This is a genomic window from Ruegeria sp. HKCCD7296 (genome assembly GCF_013110775.1).
In the GTDB taxonomy this organism is placed as follows: Bacteria; Pseudomonadota; Alphaproteobacteria; order Rhodobacterales; family Rhodobacteraceae; genus Ruegeria.
In genome coordinates, this window is the sequence record NZ_WVRF01000006.1 from 52929 (window position 1) to 67699 (window position 14771).

Sequence of the window (14771 nt, forward strand, 5' to 3'; positions counted from 1 at the left end):
ATCAAAAAAGCGCCGCGCATATGGCGCGACGCTTTGCTCTCGTCTGAAAGGCGCCCTGGGAGAAGAGGCGCGGTCAGAGGCAGGAGCGTTCTTAGTTGAGCAGCGTTGTCGGGTCGACAACGTCAAGGTTTAGGGCAGTGCCAACCGCTTCGTAAGTCAGCTTGCCGGCGTGAACGTTCAGACCAGCCAACAGGTGCGCGTCGTCTTTGCAAGCCTGCTTCCAGCCCTTGCTTGCCAGCGACAGCATGAACGGCATGGTCGCGTTGCCCAGTGCAATGGTGGATGTGCGAGCAACCGCACCGGGCATGTTGGCGACGCAGTAGTGCATGATGCCGTCAACTTCGTACACCGGATCGGCATGCGTGGTGGCTTTGGACGTTTCGAAACAGCCGCCCTGGTCAATTGCGACGTCTACCAGAGCCGCGCCGGGCTTCATGGTTGACAACTGTTCGCGCGAGATCAGTTTCGGAGCTGCTGCGCCGGGGATCAGAACCGCACCGATCACCATGTCGGCTTCCTGAATCAACTCGGCGGTGGCACCGGCGGTCGAATACTGATTCTTGAAATGTCCGCCAAACACGTCGTCCAGATAACGCAAGCGCGGCAGCGAGCGGTCCAGGACGGTGACGTCAGCACCCATGCCGGCTGCGATCTTGGCTGCGTGCGTACCAACAACGCCGCCACCGATCACGATGACTTTGGCAGGGCCCACACCGGGTACGCCGCCCATCAGGACGCCGCGGCCGCCATTGGCCTTCTGCAGGGTCCACGAACCGACCTGAGGTGCCAGACGGCCCGCAACTTCGGACATTGGTGCCAGCAGAGGCAGGCCACCATTTGCATCGGTTACGGTCTCATACGCGATTGCGGTACAGCCCGACTCCAACAGGTCATGGGTCTGAGCCGGGTCGGGAGCCAGGTGCAGGTAAGTGAACAGCAACTGGCCTTCGCGCAGCATCTTGCGTTCAACGGCCTGAGGTTCCTTAACCTTTACGATCATGTCAGCCGTGGCAAACACTTCCTCTGCGGTGTCGATGATGCGCGCTCCTGCGGCAATGTAGGCGTCGTTGTCAAAACCGGCGCCAATACCTGCACCGCTTTCGATCAGTACTTCGTGACCGCGTGCGACCGCTTCCTGAGCAGCGTTGGGGGTCATGCCGACGCGAAATTCCTGGGGTTTGATTTCCTTGGGGCAACCGATTTTCATTGGGGTCTCCGTTCATAAGCTGCCTAAATTATGGGCAGTTTGGCTTGCAATTTCTGTGAAAGAAAACCTGCCATGGGAATTTTCTTTGGGAGAATTTCCTGTATATAGTAAAATTGCTGCAAAGGAATTGCGCGAATGGGCTTAGACACGACTGATAGAAAGATTCTGGCTGCTCTGCAGAAAAATGGCCGGATGTCGAACTCGGAGCTGTCTGACCAGGTCAACCTGTCCCCCTCCGCATGCCACCGGCGCGTTCAGCGTCTCGAGGTCGAAGGGTTCATTCGCAACTATGTGGCGTTGCTGGACGCCCGCAAGATGAACGTACCGACGACCGTCTTTGTCGAGATTACCCTGCAAGGCCAGGCCGAAGAGGTTCTGGATTCGTTTGAAAAGGCTGTAGCGCGTATTCCTGATGTATTGGAATGCCACCTGATGGCGGGAACTGCCGACTATATCCTGAAGGTGGTGGCAGAAAACACCGAGGATTTTGCGCGTATTCACCGGCAATACCTGTCGCGGTTGCCCGGGGTGGCACAGATGCAAAGCTCTTTCGCTTTGCGCACCGTGTTCAAAACCACTGCTCTGCCAGTCTGATCTTCAAGCTGGACCAGGGTAGGTGAACATTATCAGATGCAACAGATTGAACCCGAAATGCATCGCAACCGGCACCCAAAGCCTCTGGGTTGCATAATACCCCAGCCCGCAAGCCAGCCCCAGGATGGAGGTAAAGATCACCAGCGCCGGACCTCCACCGAAATGAGCCAACCCGAACAGCACGCTGGCCGCGAGCATTCCGCCAGTGGCGCCCAGACGTGACGTGATCGCGGATTGCAGGTAGCCGCGAAAAAAGGCTTCCTCGGTCAGGCAGGTCAGAAACAGATTGGTTAGGGCAAAGATCAGCCACCAGGGCGGGATCGAAAATTCTGGTTGTATCGCATCCAAGGCCAAGCCCAAAACAAACAGTCCGGGCAAAAGCAACAGCCCTGCCATCAAAGCGCCAGTTTTGGTCGGAATCGCGTTGTGGAGAATGGCGGGCCAAGCCAGAAGAACGGCGAAGAAGACCATCGGCTTGTCCAGATTCAGATACATTGTGAAGCTCGCGCTGCCGGCGCCAGCCTGCACCTGATCCAGCACTTTCAGGTTCTGAAAACCGGGCAGAAGGTGCGCCCCCATGGCCAGACACCACAGGATTAAAAGCGCGTGTCCGGCGACCGCGATCCGGCCTTTCAGGTGCGGTAGAAAGGCGGCTCCGGCCAGTCCAAGGACCACTGCGGCAATCACCAAAGGTGACATCAGGTCAGTGGTCGATGCAATACTCACAAATAGAGCCAGCAGGGAGAGCGCAATAGCAGCGCGGCCTGCAAGCGCCATCACTTGTGCTGCGATCAGGATGAACCACGGCCAAATTACCGATAAAATAGAAAGAAAGAACGTCACGTGCTTTAGACCCTGTAAATCCAGACCGTCTTGCCGCACAAAATCGTGGCAATGCAAGCGTTCAAAGGAAGGCGCACTCTGCCATACCGCCTTGCGTCAATTCTTACGCTTGTATCCTTTGGTCCGGGCGTTCACATTCAGAGGAAAGACCATATACCCGCGCCCGTCTGAAATTTCAGAGGCTTCGGCAGATTTGGGCGTTGGTGCCTCTGTATCAATTTTTCTGATGACATCAGGCGTTTACACAGGCCCGATATGGTTCGAACCCGATAACAAAAAAGGAGCTGACCTTGGCTTACGAAAACAACGGTGGCACCAAAGACTGGCTTGAAGCCGAACTGGAAGACACGCTGGACGAAGATTTTGAGATCGAGTTCAGCGAGCCGATGTTGTCGATGGAAGTGCGGAAGATTTATCGGGAACAACACCCCGACATGCTGGACCGCAAGGTCTATTTCCGTAACCTGCTGCGCCTGCAGGCCGAACTGATCAAAGTGCAGGATTGGGTTCAGCACACCGGTGCCAAGGTTTGTATATTGTTCGAAGGTCGTGACAGCGCGGGCAAGGGGGGCGTTATCAAACGGATCACCCAGCGTCTGAACCCACGTGTCGCGCGTGTGGTCGCTCTGCCCGCGCCCAGCCGTCGCGAGCAGAGCCAGTGGTATTTCCAGCGTTACGTGCCGCATTTGCCTGCTGCGGGTGAGATCGTGTTGTTCGACCGGTCATGGTACAACCGCGCAGGCGTCGAACGGGTGATGGGTTTCGCGTCCGAGGATCAAGTTGAGCAGTTCTTTCAGGACGTTCCCGAATTCGAACGAATGCTGGTTCGCTCAGGGATTATCCTGCTGAAATATTGGTTCTCGATAACGGATGAAGAACAGCAATTGCGATTCCTAATGCGCATTCACGACCCGATGAAACAGTGGAAGCTGTCGCCGATGGATCTGGAATCCCGCATCCGTTGGGAATCTTATACCAAGGCGAAAGAGGATATGCTCTTCCGGACCAACATTCCTGAAGCCCCTTGGTACATTGTCGAAGGCAATGACAAAAAGCGCGAGCGGCTGAACTGTATCGAGCATCTTTTGACCAAAGTTCCATACACGGATGTGCCGCAGGAAAAAGTCAATCTGCCTGACCGCCGATATAACCCGGAATACGAGCGTCGCGTTTTGCCGGATGAATTGTACGTGCCAAAGATTTACTGAGAGCGCCATGCGGGGCGAGCCAGCCGCCCCGCATTTCAGGAACTATCAGGCTGCTTCCATCATGCAGCCTGTGCCATAAAAATTGAGCACATAGATATCGGCGTCATCGTTGCCGTCCAACCCGAAGCAGGAGTCATCAGGCGCATCGATCGGGGCCGTGTCATCGACTTCAACGATGTCCACCTCGTCGGTGTCTGAAACCTGGATGTTATTCTCGGCCATGTCCGGCGGCGTCATGTCGTCCGTTTCCAAGTGGAACTGATCAATCTGCGCCAGAACTTTATCCAGGAAAACTTCCAGTTCGACCAAGAAGGCTGCCACGTCGAAACATCCGTCGGGTTCTTCTCCGACAGGTGTCTCGGGGGTTGACTCTGCGACGTCAGCGCCGGGTGATTCAGTGTCCGGTTCTTCGGGCTCAGTCACGCCAGTATCAGGCATTTCGGTGACAGGATCTTCGGGCTCGGCTACATCGGTGTCAGGCGTCTCGGCGTCCGGGTCTTGGGGGTTCGCCACATCGTCGACCGGCGGGACAGGTGTGCTGTCATCGTCCAGCATCACAGCGCTGTCAGTGGCAGCGAAATTCTGAGTGACCATCACCGCGTCGAACCCTTGCATGTCACCTGTTTCAATGCCGATGCCAACATATTCGAAATCAGGGTTCAGGATGTTTGCACGGTGTCCCGGGCTGTTCATCAGGTTCTCGTGCAACTGCGCGACGTCATCACTGATGCCGGGCTCGCCGCGTTCTGATTGCCAGGCGATATTCTCGCCCGTACGCCAGCTGCCGGACAGATCAAAACCTGCATCCTGCACACGCTGTGTCGCGCTGGAACCGCCCTGACCTGTATGGCTGAACGTGTCTGTGTCCAGCATCCAGCTGCTGTGATCTTCGGATGAGTCGTTCAGCTGTGTTTCAAGTTGCAGCGGGGTAAGCCCGCGTGATGTGCGTTCGGCGTTGATCAGCGCCAGCATTTCTTGCTCGATTTGACTTGCAGTCGACATGGTAGCCTCCGTTTGTAAGTATCGTCCGGTTGGACGTCGCCAGTTACAAGCGGCTTGCTGAGGTCAGATAGAGGCGCAGAAATATTAGGCGAATTCTGGCGGGGCAATGCTACCAGAGCGGGATTCGCTGCGCTGCAAAATGCCGGGCAAAATGTTGCTGGTGGGGAAATGGCGGCTTGTCGCACACCTAGTACCACGAGTCGGCGAAAAAACCCGCCCCTGAAACGACAAACCCCCGGGCGGGGCCTCGGGGGTCGTCAAATAGTGTCATCCAAAACTGGATGAGGAAAGTCTTAGAGCAGACCTTCGCGCTGGGCTTTCTTGCGTGCCAGTTTACGGGCACGACGAATCGCTTCAGCTTTCTCACGCGCTTTTTTCTCGGACGGTTTCTCGAAATGTTGCTTCAGCTTCATTTCACGGAACACGCCTTCGCGCTGCAGCTTTTTCTTCAGGGCACGAAGCGCCTGATCGACGTTATTGTCGCGAACACTAACCTGCATGTGGTTGTCACCACCTTTCTAGATAGAGTTGCAAGGAAATTGCAGGAAGTGGCCGTATAGCAAAGCCGCCCTAACTTGTCTAGTACTGGTCCCGACAACCGGAGAACTGCCATGACGACCACTTATGAAGATGCAAAACAGCAGCTTTTGGATGCGATGCTGATCCATGTTCCCTTCGACGGCTGGTCGGAAACCAGTTTTCGAGCCACTATTTCCGATTGTGACCTGGATGATGGTCTGGCCCGTGCGATTTGTCCACGCGGGGCGGTTGATCTGGCGCTGGCCTATCATGCACGCGGCGATCAGGCGATGCTGAATCGCATCAAATCCGAAGATCTGAGCGACTTGAAATTCCGCGACAAGATTGCTGCGGCGGTTCGGTTCCGGTTGCAGGCTGTCGAAGACAAAGAGTTAGTGCGCCGTGGCATGACCCTGTTTTCCCTGCCGACCCATGCGGCGGATGGGGCCAAGGCGGTTTGGCAAACCTGCGACCTGATCTGGGATGCGCTGGGCGATACCTCGGACGATGTGAACTGGTATACCAAACGGGCCACTTTGTCGGGGGTCTATTCCTCTACGCTGTTGTTCTGGTTGGGCGATGACAGCCCAGACCATCAGCGCACGTGGGAATTCCTGGACCGTCGGATCGCAAATGTCATGGAGTTTGAAAAGCTCAAGGCGCAGGTACGCGACAATCCGGTGTTGAAACCGTTCTTGGCGGTTCCAAACTGGTTGGCCGGTCAAGTGAAGGCACCCATGAAAATGCGGGCTGACCTTCCGGGGATGCTGAACCCTCGAAAGTAGCGCATCTTGGCGCTAGGCCCTGGCCCGTATGCCTGCTAGGCATTGCGCAAAGGAGGTGCCTATGACCCAGATGATGCGCGCTGTTGAGATCACCAAACCGGGTGGTCCTGATGTTTTGCAACTGACTGAACGTCCTGTTCCCGAGCCGGGTAACGGACAAGTTGTGCTGAAAGTAGCTTATGCCGGTGTGAACCGTCCTGATGCGTTGCAGCGCGCAGGGGCCTATGATCCGCCTCCGGGTGCCAGCGACCTGCCAGGGCTTGAGGCGTCGGGCGAAGTGGTCTCGGTCGGTGCGGGGGTCGAGGGGTTGTCGGTCGGCGACAAGGTTTGCGCGTTGTTGCCGGGTGGGGGTTATGCCGAATACGTGGCAACGCCCGCCGCGCATTGCCTACCGATCCCTGCAGGGATGGGAATGAAAGAGGCTGCTTGCCTGCCGGAAACCTTTTTCACCGTCTGGTCCAACGTGTTCACACGTGGTGGTCTGAAAGCGGGTGAGCGGTTTCTGGTCCATGGCGGCTCCAGCGGGATCGGGACAACGGCAATCCAACTGGCCAATGCTTTTGGTGCACGTGTCTTTGCGACCGCTGGGTCCGATGAGAAATGTGAGGCTTGCGTCAAGCTGGGTGCGGAAAAGGCAATCAACTATCGCGATGAAGATTTTGTGGCCACCATGCGGGCCGAGGGCGGGGCGAACCTGATCCTTGATATGGTGGGTGGGGATTACATCCCACGCAACGTCAAAGCATTGGCCGAGGATGGACGTCTGGTACAGATCGCTTTCCTGCAAGGTCCGAAGGTCGAGCTGAACTTTGCGATGATGATGGTCAAACGTTTGACCCTGACTGGCAGTACCCTGCGCCCGCAGAGCGATTTGGCCAAGGCACAAATTGCGCAGGATCTGCGCGAAGCCGTTTGGCCTCTGCTCGACGCTGGCAAAGTTGCCCCAGTTATGGACAGTGAATTTGAACTGGCCGAGGCGGCGGCAGCCCATGCGCGCATGGAAAGCTCTGGCCACATCGGCAAGATCGTCCTCAAGGTTGCGGACTAAGTGTCAAATGCGCGGGCTTGTCCCGCGCCTTCACGCAACCGCGCGGCGGTATAGATGCCATGTGGCGTGGCCCAGAACGGGTACTACCACGATCAGACCCAATAGCATCGGCAAGGCGCCCAGAAACAGCAGCGCCGCCACGGTGAAGCCCCATGTCAGGATGACGCCGGGGTTCTCACGCAAGACACGAAACGATGTCACAACCGCCACTGGCAGCCCCACCTTGCGGTCCAGCAGCAATGGAAAGCTGACAACGCTGACTGCCAATGCGCACAAGGCGAACACAAAACCAACAGCGGTTCCCGCGACAATCATCGTCCATCCCGCAGAAGTGGTGAGAACCTGTGTGGCAAATGCACTAAGGGATGCGGGTACTTCAGGGCCCATTGTATTAGTATGAATGGCTTGTGCGACCATCAGCCAGACCAAAAGCAGCATGACGAGGTAGAAGCCAAGTACCAGAATTGCACCGAAGGACGGTGATCTGAAGACACCGAACGCATCCAACCAATGCACTGCGCTGCCCTGTTCACGCTTGCGGCTAATCTCATAAAGCCCCACGGCGGCGACTGGCCCGATCAAGGCAAAGCCGGCGACAAGTGGAGCCAGAAGCGGCACCAGATTCATGTTCAAAGCAAAGCCGAACATCAAGAGCCCTGCGATCGGGTAGATCAACACGATGAACACGGCATCCGCCCGTGTTTCGAGAAAGTCGTCATAGCCCGCGCGCAGACAGGCGCGCAGGTCTTGCAGCGTCAAGGTTTGCACCATTGGCAGCTCTTTGGTGTCCGCGCTGCCCAGGCGCGAGACGCTTTCCGAGACATGATCACCTGCCGCCCCGAGATTTCGGGCGGTCCAGCTGATCGGGTTTCCGATTGTTTTGGCCATTTTCCTCCCCTTCCCTGGCGAAAACTGCGCCGCGGGGCGGATCCGGCATCACGTTGCCCGTGGCCGGACCAGCCGGCAACGCCTGACCCTAGTATAGCACAGATTTTCCAATTCCCGATCAATAGTCTGGCATCGGACGGATTGCCCTGCTTCGAAGTCATGTTAGCTTGAAATCCGGCAAGAGGAGGTCAGTATGCAGCAAACAGCAAAGACGGTCATGATTCACGAGTTTGGCGGCCCCGAAGTTTTGCGGATCGAAGACAGGGCAGTAGGTGAGCCTGGACCGGGGGAAATCCGCATTCGCCACGAAGCCTGTGGTTTGAACTTTATCGATGTTTATCAACGTACTGGCCTGTACCCCCTTGAGCTTCCTCATGCACTGGGCATGGAGGCGGCAGGTGTCGTTGAAGCTATTGGCGAAGGTGTAACGCACCTGCAGCCCGGACAACGGGCTGCGTATGCTTCAGCCCCGTCCGGTGCGTATTGCGAGGCCCGAGTGATGCCGGCAGCACAGGTTTGTCCACTGCCGGATGGCATTTCCTTTGACGCCGCCGCGGCGATGATGTTGAAGGGATTGACGGTAGAATATCTTTTTCACCGAACCACTCCGCTGAAACGGGGGGATACGGTGCTGTTTCACGCAGCAGCCGGTGGGGTAGGGTTGATCGCCTGCCAATGGGCGAAATCCGAAGGGATCACACTGATCGGGACGGCAGGAACGGATGAAAAATGCAGTCTGGCCCGGTTCAACGGGGCTGCGCATTGCATCAACTACCGAACCGAGAATTTTGCTGAGCGGGTAGCCGAGATTACCAAGGGCCAGGGTGTGGATGTGGTCATGGACTCGGTCGGGGCGGACACATTCGAAGGCTCGCTGGATTGTTTGAAACCGCTTGGCATGATGATTTCGTTCGGCAATGCTTCAGGCCCTGTGCCCCCCTTTAATATCGGTGTTCTGGGCCAGAAAGGATCACTGAAGATCACGCGCCCCACCTTGTTCACGCATATCGCGGATCATACGGTGTGTCAGGCAATGGCCCGCAGGCTATTCGGAAAGGTCGAAGGCGGAGAGGTCAAAATCCACGTGGATCAACGCTTTGGGTTGGATCAGGTGGCAGACGCGCATCGTGCGCTTGAAGCGCGACAGACAACCGGCAGCACGATATTGGACATCTAAAGAGCGACCCGGCTTAAAAAAGCCGGGTCCAACTTGCTTATTTGATATGCGTCAGAACCGATAGGAAGCCCGGATTTGCAGAGTCGTTGCATCAACATCGACGCCGCTTCCGTTGAAGTTGCTGAACTCGTGGTAAAGCAGTTCTCCACCGATGCTCACATTGGGCGCCACGATCTGTTCGTAGCCAGCACCAATAAACCAACCATCATCGCTTCCGAGGTTGTCTGTTCCCGCTTCGGCGTAGCCCGCAATTCCGTAGAGCAGGCCCTGCGGGTTCACTTTATAGCCCGCCCGCGCTTTCAAACGCCATACATCTTCCACTGTGACTGGAACGTTGGACAAATCCACGTCCGTCCAGTCATAGTCAAACCCGCCACCGACGACCCAGTCGCCCAAATCATAGTCGTAACCTAGGATAATACCGCCGATCACGCCATCTCCGTCGACCCCGGACACGCTGGTGTCCACATCGACATAGCCCAGTTGCAGACCGCCGTAGAACCCTGTCCAGTTGCCCGAGGATTGCGCCATGGCTGATCCTGCAACAACGGTCGCTGCGGTAGTGATGAGAGCCAGTTTCTTCAATGTCATCTCATTTCCTTTCGCTTGTCACTCTGCTCCAGTGAGGCATTGCCCACTTATGAGGGTGGATACGATCCGGACGGGAAGCCGGATCATTCATATATATACATTCGGAAAGTGGAATACAAATTTGTATCCCAACGTCTCAACTTGGGTGAAACGTTGACGCTCTTAAAAGACCGAGCGCGTTTGATGCTAAAAAGATAGGAAGAGATGAGGGATCTTCAAACGACATGCGGCGGCGGAACGCTCCGCCGCCGACACGCCTGACATTTTCAGCGGATTATTGCTCTTGCAGTTCCGCGGGGGTCTTGTCTGAGATGTTTTCCCAGTTCGCGCTTGCGCTTTCAATGAAACCCGGGATGTCGCCTTCCCAGCGTTCCTGGATGTCTTGCGACAGGTTCAGGTACAGTTTGTTGTCGACGATTTTCCAGTGGTTCGGGTCGCCGTCGAACTTGAAGCCCATGGCTGCGCCGAAGGCACAGTAGCCGCCGTATGCGGGCAGGTAGGCTTCGGGGTTGGCTTCAAAGGCAGCTTTGTTTTCTTCCGAAGAGAAGCGGTACATCGCGTCGTTGTGCAAGGTGGTGATGCGGTAGTCGCCTTTGGTTGCTTCACCGGCGGTAAAGTAGGCAACCGGGTCATAGCCCTGCATCGCCAGACCAGTCGAGCTTGCGTTGATTTCCACACCCGCGGCCAGAGTCGAAGTTGCCAGCGCGACGGACAGTGCGACGCCGCCGATCAGAGATTTAAAAGTGTTCATTGCTTCACCTTTCGTGAATGGAGCCTCGTCAAAGCGAGAGCGAGGGCCCCGGTTGTTGTCCTGTGCGGACCGTAATTGACCGTCACGACAGCGATCTGGGAAGCGGGGCGATCACGTTCAAAACAATGAATTGTGAATGTGCAGCAGCAAAGATGTTCTGTTCAAAATTGCAGGGTTAGCTGTTTGCGTCGGGCACAAGATCCAGAACAAAAGCGATGACTTTGCTGGCGGGCATTTCGCAGGGCCGCAACAAAGCGCCGCTGTTGCGGGTCTGGTACAGGTTCAGGCTGATGTAATCGGAACCGCCACGTTCATGGGCCACCAGCTTGTGTGATCTGCCGCCTGCCATGCGTTGACGCACGACACCATAGCTTCGACCGTGCGACGTGCCGGTGAAACTGCCCTCTGGCAGAGCATGAAACGCAGACAAAAATGCGTCGGTGACGGTCACGGTTTCCCGATTTTCGGTTCCGTTCCGGCCTTGATCCGCGCCACGTTCGAACTGTGCCGCCAGTAGATCATAAGCGTCAGGATGATCCCCAGTATAAAGGTCGAACCGTTTGTAAGCACCAACACCCAGGTGGTCGACAGCGCCGCTGCCGCAAGTGCGCCGACGGAAGAAATCCGCCAGATTGCCGCCGCAACCAGCCAGCTCAGGCAGCAGGCCACGCCAACGCGCCAATCCAGCGCCAGCCAAAGCCCCAGAAAGGTAGCCACACCTTTGCCGCCCTTGAAGCCCAGCCACATCGGGAAGCAATGCCCCAAAAACGCCATCAGCGCCGCGATCTGGGCCGCGTCTTCTCCGGCATAGGCGCGTGCGATCAGAACGGCAGCCGTCCCCTTGGCAGCATCAAATAGCAGCGTCAGGGCCGCAGCGGCCTTGTTGCCGGTGCGCAGAACATTTGTGGCCCCAATATTGCCCGACCCAATTTCGCGCAGGTTGCCCAGCCCCATGACTTTGGCCAGGATCAGCCCAAACGGAATGGACCCAAACAGGTATCCAATCACTGCCCAAAAGAACAAGTCTTCTGCCGTATTTACGATAATGGGCATCAGGGTCTCCGAAACACTGCTTGGCCAGCTACATAAGTCGCAAGGACCTTACCTTGCATCCGCTGGCCGTCAAATGGCGTGTTTTGCGATTTGGATTTTAGGGCGAACCGATCAAGCACAAAAGGCACATCCGGGTCGAACAGAACCAAATCTGCCGGGGTGCCATTGGACAGGCGACCACTGTCCAATCCCAACCGCTTTGCAGGGTTGAGCGCCAAGGCCTTAAACAGTGTCGGCAAGTCCAGTTGATCTGCGTGATACAAGCGAAGTGCTGCGGGCAGCAGCGTTTCCAATGCCACTGCGCCCGAGGCCGCTTCTTCAAATGGCAGGCGCTTGCTTTCTTCGTCCTGTGGGGTGTGCATCGAACTGATGATGTCGATCAGCCCTGTTCGCACTGCCTCGATTACCGCTTGCCTGTCGTCCTCGGAGCGCAGCGGCGGCTTGACCTTGAAGAAGGTGCGATAGTCTGCCACGTCCAATTCGTTCAGGGTCAGATGGTGGATGGACGTGCCGGCAGTAATGTCCAGCCCATTGCGCTTGGCCCGTTCCAGCGCAGGCAGGGCGCGTGCGGTGGTGATCTGATCAGCATGGTAAGCGGCCCCGGTCATTTCCAGCAGGGCGATGTCGCGATCCAGACCCATACGTTCGGCCATTGGCGACACGGCGGGCAAGCCGCGGAGGGCCGCGAACTTGCCGCTGGTCGCAGCCGCCCCTGCGCTGAGCCCCGGTTCCTGCGGGTGGGCAATAACCAACGCGCCGCAGGACTTCGCATAAGTCAGCGCGCGAGAAAACACCTTGGTATTGGTGATGACGTGATCGCAATCGGTAAAGGCCACGGCGCCCGCATCCTGAAGGAACCCGATCTCGGTCATCTCGCGCCCCTCGCGCCCCTTGGTCAGGGCGGCCATGGGCAGCATATTGACCGGAGTATCGGCTTGCGCCCGGCGGGTGATGAATTCCAGCGTTTCCGGCGTATCTATCGCAGGGCTGGTGTCTGGCCGGGTGACAATGGTGGTCACCCCTCCGGCCGCAGCGGCCAGGCCAGCGGATTTATAGCTTTCCTTATGGCGTTCACCGGGTTCGCAGACTTTCACACCGATATCTATGAGGCCCGGCGCCAGACACTTGCCGTTGCAATCGATGATCTGCCCGTCTGAACCCGGCGCGTTTCCTTCCCCTCGGGCAACAATCCGGCCATCGGCCACTTGAAGCCAGCCCGTCGAGGTCGTACCGGCCTCAGGGTCGATCAGGCGAGCGTTGGTGAAGAGAACGGTGCTCATGGTATGGCCCTTTCGATGGCGGCTTTGGTGGCGGCAGGGTCGGCCTGATATTTGATCAGGTGCTTATCGCCGCTTTTGGTGACGACCTGAACAAAGCTGCCCATGGTGTTGACCGCTTGGATCTGATTCAGAGGCACCTTGCGTGGACCAGGTCCGGTCAGGGTCGTGTCCGACATTTCCCAATTGGCGACCAGCTCTTCCGAGGCCAGATACCAGGCGCGGATGCCAATGGCGGCCAGACCTGCGGGTACTCCGGTCCAGATATAAGGATTTCCGATCAGCCACAGAACGAGCATGGCACCGGCCATGCCAAAAGCGGCCAGCCATGCGTTGGTACGGAAATAGGCCCCTTTATCCGGGGCGAAGATCACAGAATCAGCCATAAGATGCCTCCGATGGCCACAAGCGCGGCCAATGCCAGGATAGCTGACCCGATACGGCGGGGCTGGTCATCCGTTGGAGCGGCTTGCGGTGCCGAAAAAGGCTTGGCGCTTTCGGTTTCGATGACCCCTCCGGTCCAGTTTGTGGTCTCTTCTGTGAACAGGCCGATCAGCCGCAGACGAGGGTCCGGCTTCAACATCGCCGGGCGTCCTTGGAACGCAGCGCTGCGCAAGACCATAACCCAGCCGTCTATCGCGGACAGAGCATCCTTATCCAACTGATCTGCGGACACGCCGCAGCCTTCGGTCAGATAGCCATACAGCCCTAGGTCTTCCAGATCGGAGACCGGGAATATATCGATCTGTGCGGGGTCCAGCCCGTCCACCCCAAGCACCTGATCGGCGGCACCCGGTTCGCGCAGGAACTTTGCCTCTTCCGGGCGCATGTCCAGCCTGAACAGGCGCAAGACGCCGCGTTCGTGGGGGGCGACGGTCAGATCGCTCATGCGGCCTCGCGCAGGTTGCGTGCCAGCAGATCCATCGCGGCCATACGAACGGCGACGCCCATTTCCACCTGTTCCTGAATGACGGACCGGTTGATGTCATCGGCCAGCGTGCCGTCGATCTCAACGCCTCGGTTCATCGGGCCGGGGTGCATGACAATGGCATCAGGCTTGGCTTGCGCCAGCTTTGCGGCATCCAGACCATAGCGGTGATAATATTCGCGTTCCGAGGGGATGAACCCGCCATCCATCCGCTCTTTCTGAAGACGCAGCATCATGACGACATCGACGTCCTTTAGACCCTCGTTCATGTCGCCATAGATCTCGGCCCCGAACTCGGCAAACTGGTTGGGCACCAGTGTCGGCGGGCCAATCAGGCGAATACGGTTTTCCATTTTGCCCAGCAGGATCAGGTTTGATCGCGCGACGCGGGAATGGGCCACGTCGCCGCAAATCGCAATATTCAGCCGGTGCAGGCGTCCCTTGGCGCGTCGGATGGTCAAGGCATCCAACAGGGCCTGTGTGGGATGCTCATGCTTGCCGTCGCCCGCGTTCAGAACAGCGCAATTGACCTTTTGCGCCAGCAGATCGACCGCGCCGGAATGCGGATGCCGTACCACCAGCAAATCAGGATGCATTGCGTTCAATGTCATCGCCGTGTCGATCAGGGTTTCACCCTTTTTGATCGAGCTGGCCTGCATTGCCATGTTCATCACATCCGCACCCAGGCGCTTGCCTGCCAGTTCGAAACTGGCTTGCGTGCGGGTCGAGTTTTCAAAGAACATGTTGATCTGGGTCAGCCCCGACAGAACGTCCGAATGCTTGGTCGACTGGCGGTTCATGTCGACATAGGTCTCGGCCAGATCCAGAATTTCGGTGATATCGGATTGGGACAGATGCTCGATGCCAAGAAGGTGACGATGGGCGAAACGCATGGGCGGG

Annotated in this window: 18 protein-coding genes; 5 read left to right on the plus strand and 13 right to left on the minus strand. The window is 57.3% G+C overall.

Annotation, left to right across the window (positions count from 1 at the left end):
* Window positions 1–91 precede the first annotated feature (91 nt).
* Window positions 92–1207, minus strand: a complete 1116-nt coding sequence (gene ald / locus GS632_RS10230) for an alanine dehydrogenase (RefSeq protein ID WP_171179013.1) — start codon at window positions 1205–1207, stop codon at window positions 92–94.
* A 135-nt stretch (window positions 1208–1342) separates the two neighbouring features.
* Between ald and GS632_RS10235 the strand changes: the two genes are divergently transcribed.
* Complete coding sequence (locus GS632_RS10235) at window positions 1343–1801, plus strand: Lrp/AsnC family transcriptional regulator (RefSeq protein ID WP_171179015.1); 459 nt, start codon at window positions 1343–1345, stop codon at window positions 1799–1801.
* Window positions 1802–1804: 3 nt separating this feature from the next.
* Here GS632_RS10235 and GS632_RS22360 read toward each other — a convergent pair whose 3' ends face one another.
* A complete protein-coding gene (locus GS632_RS22360) occupies window positions 1805–2644 on the minus strand; it encodes a CPBP family intramembrane glutamic endopeptidase (RefSeq protein ID WP_171721804.1) in 840 nt (279 codons plus the stop codon).
* Window positions 2645–2934: 290 nt separating this feature from the next.
* On the opposite strand from GS632_RS22360, the gene ppk2 reads away from it, so the two are divergent.
* Window positions 2935–3852, plus strand: a complete 918-nt coding sequence (gene ppk2 / locus GS632_RS10245; RefSeq protein WP_171179019.1) for a polyphosphate kinase 2 — start codon at window positions 2935–2937, stop codon at window positions 3850–3852.
* A gap of 45 nt (window positions 3853–3897) precedes the next feature.
* On the opposite strand, the gene GS632_RS10250 is transcribed toward ppk2, so the two are convergent.
* A complete protein-coding gene (locus tag GS632_RS10250) occupies window positions 3898–4854 on the minus strand; it encodes a CAP domain-containing protein (RefSeq protein WP_171721803.1) in 957 nt (318 codons plus the stop codon).
* A 293-nt stretch (window positions 4855–5147) separates the two neighbouring features.
* Window positions 5148–5354 (minus strand): 30S ribosomal protein S21, encoded by a 207-nt coding sequence (rpsU, locus tag GS632_RS10255; RefSeq protein ID WP_005614280.1) that lies wholly within the window; start codon window positions 5352–5354, stop codon window positions 5148–5150.
* Between the two features lie 111 nt (window positions 5355–5465).
* Here rpsU and GS632_RS10260 point away from each other — a divergent pair, with 111 nt between their 5' ends.
* Complete coding sequence (locus tag GS632_RS10260; protein ID WP_171179028.1) at window positions 5466–6158, plus strand: COQ9 family protein; 693 nt, start codon at window positions 5466–5468, stop codon at window positions 6156–6158.
* Between the two features lie 61 nt (window positions 6159–6219).
* Entirely contained in the window at window positions 6220–7206 is a 987-nt protein-coding gene (locus GS632_RS10265) for an NAD(P)H-quinone oxidoreductase (RefSeq protein ID WP_171179030.1), read from the plus strand.
* Between the two features lie 30 nt (window positions 7207–7236).
* Here the strand turns inward: GS632_RS10265 and GS632_RS10270 are convergent, their stop codons facing one another.
* Entirely contained in the window at window positions 7237–8094 is an 858-nt protein-coding gene (locus GS632_RS10270; RefSeq protein WP_171179032.1) for a DUF2189 domain-containing protein, read from the minus strand.
* A 193-nt stretch (window positions 8095–8287) separates the two neighbouring features.
* On the opposite strand from GS632_RS10270, the gene GS632_RS10275 reads away from it, so the two are divergent.
* On the plus strand, window positions 8288–9271 hold the full coding sequence (locus tag GS632_RS10275; RefSeq protein WP_171179034.1) for a quinone oxidoreductase: 984 nt from the start codon (window positions 8288–8290) through the stop codon (window positions 9269–9271).
* 51 nt (window positions 9272–9322) lie between these two features.
* Here the strand turns inward: GS632_RS10275 and GS632_RS10280 are convergent, their stop codons facing one another.
* The 8 genes from GS632_RS10280 to GS632_RS10315 all read right to left on the minus strand — a co-directional run bounded on the left by GS632_RS10280 (window position 9323) and on the right by GS632_RS10315 (window position 14764).
* A complete protein-coding gene (locus GS632_RS10280) occupies window positions 9323–9862 on the minus strand; it encodes an outer membrane protein (RefSeq protein ID WP_171179036.1) in 540 nt (179 codons plus the stop codon).
* A 274-nt stretch (window positions 9863–10136) separates the two neighbouring features.
* Window positions 10137–10613, minus strand: coding sequence for a YHS domain-containing (seleno)protein (locus GS632_RS10285; protein ID WP_171179037.1), 477 nt, complete (start codon window positions 10611–10613; stop codon window positions 10137–10139).
* A gap of 175 nt (window positions 10614–10788) precedes the next feature.
* Window positions 10789–11064, minus strand: a complete 276-nt coding sequence (locus GS632_RS10290; protein WP_171179039.1) for a hypothetical protein — start codon at window positions 11062–11064, stop codon at window positions 10789–10791.
* Window positions 11061–11666 (minus strand): glycerol-3-phosphate 1-O-acyltransferase PlsY, encoded by a 606-nt coding sequence (gene plsY / locus GS632_RS10295; RefSeq protein ID WP_171721802.1) that lies wholly within the window; start codon window positions 11664–11666, stop codon window positions 11061–11063. Before plsY ends, GS632_RS10290 begins: the two co-directional genes overlap by 4 nt.
* A complete protein-coding gene (pyrC, locus tag GS632_RS10300) occupies window positions 11666–12946 on the minus strand; it encodes a dihydroorotase (RefSeq protein WP_171721801.1) in 1281 nt (426 codons plus the stop codon). Before pyrC ends, plsY begins: the two co-directional genes overlap by 1 nt.
* Window positions 12943–13329, minus strand: coding sequence for a hypothetical protein (locus GS632_RS10305; protein WP_171234993.1), 387 nt, complete (start codon window positions 13327–13329; stop codon window positions 12943–12945). The genes pyrC and GS632_RS10305 overlap by 4 nt, the downstream gene beginning before the upstream one ends.
* Window positions 13314–13832 carry a hypothetical protein gene (locus GS632_RS10310; RefSeq protein ID WP_171721800.1) on the minus strand — a complete coding sequence of 173 codons (519 nt, stop codon included), beginning with the start codon at window positions 13830–13832 and terminating at the stop codon, window positions 13314–13316. The genes GS632_RS10305 and GS632_RS10310 overlap by 16 nt, the downstream gene beginning before the upstream one ends.
* The gene (locus GS632_RS10315) at window positions 13829–14764 is read right to left on the minus strand and encodes an aspartate carbamoyltransferase catalytic subunit (protein WP_171179051.1); all 936 of its coding nucleotides are present in this window, start codon (window positions 14762–14764) and stop codon (window positions 13829–13831) included. The genes GS632_RS10310 and GS632_RS10315 overlap by 4 nt, the downstream gene beginning before the upstream one ends.
* Window positions 14765–14771 lie beyond the last annotated feature (7 nt).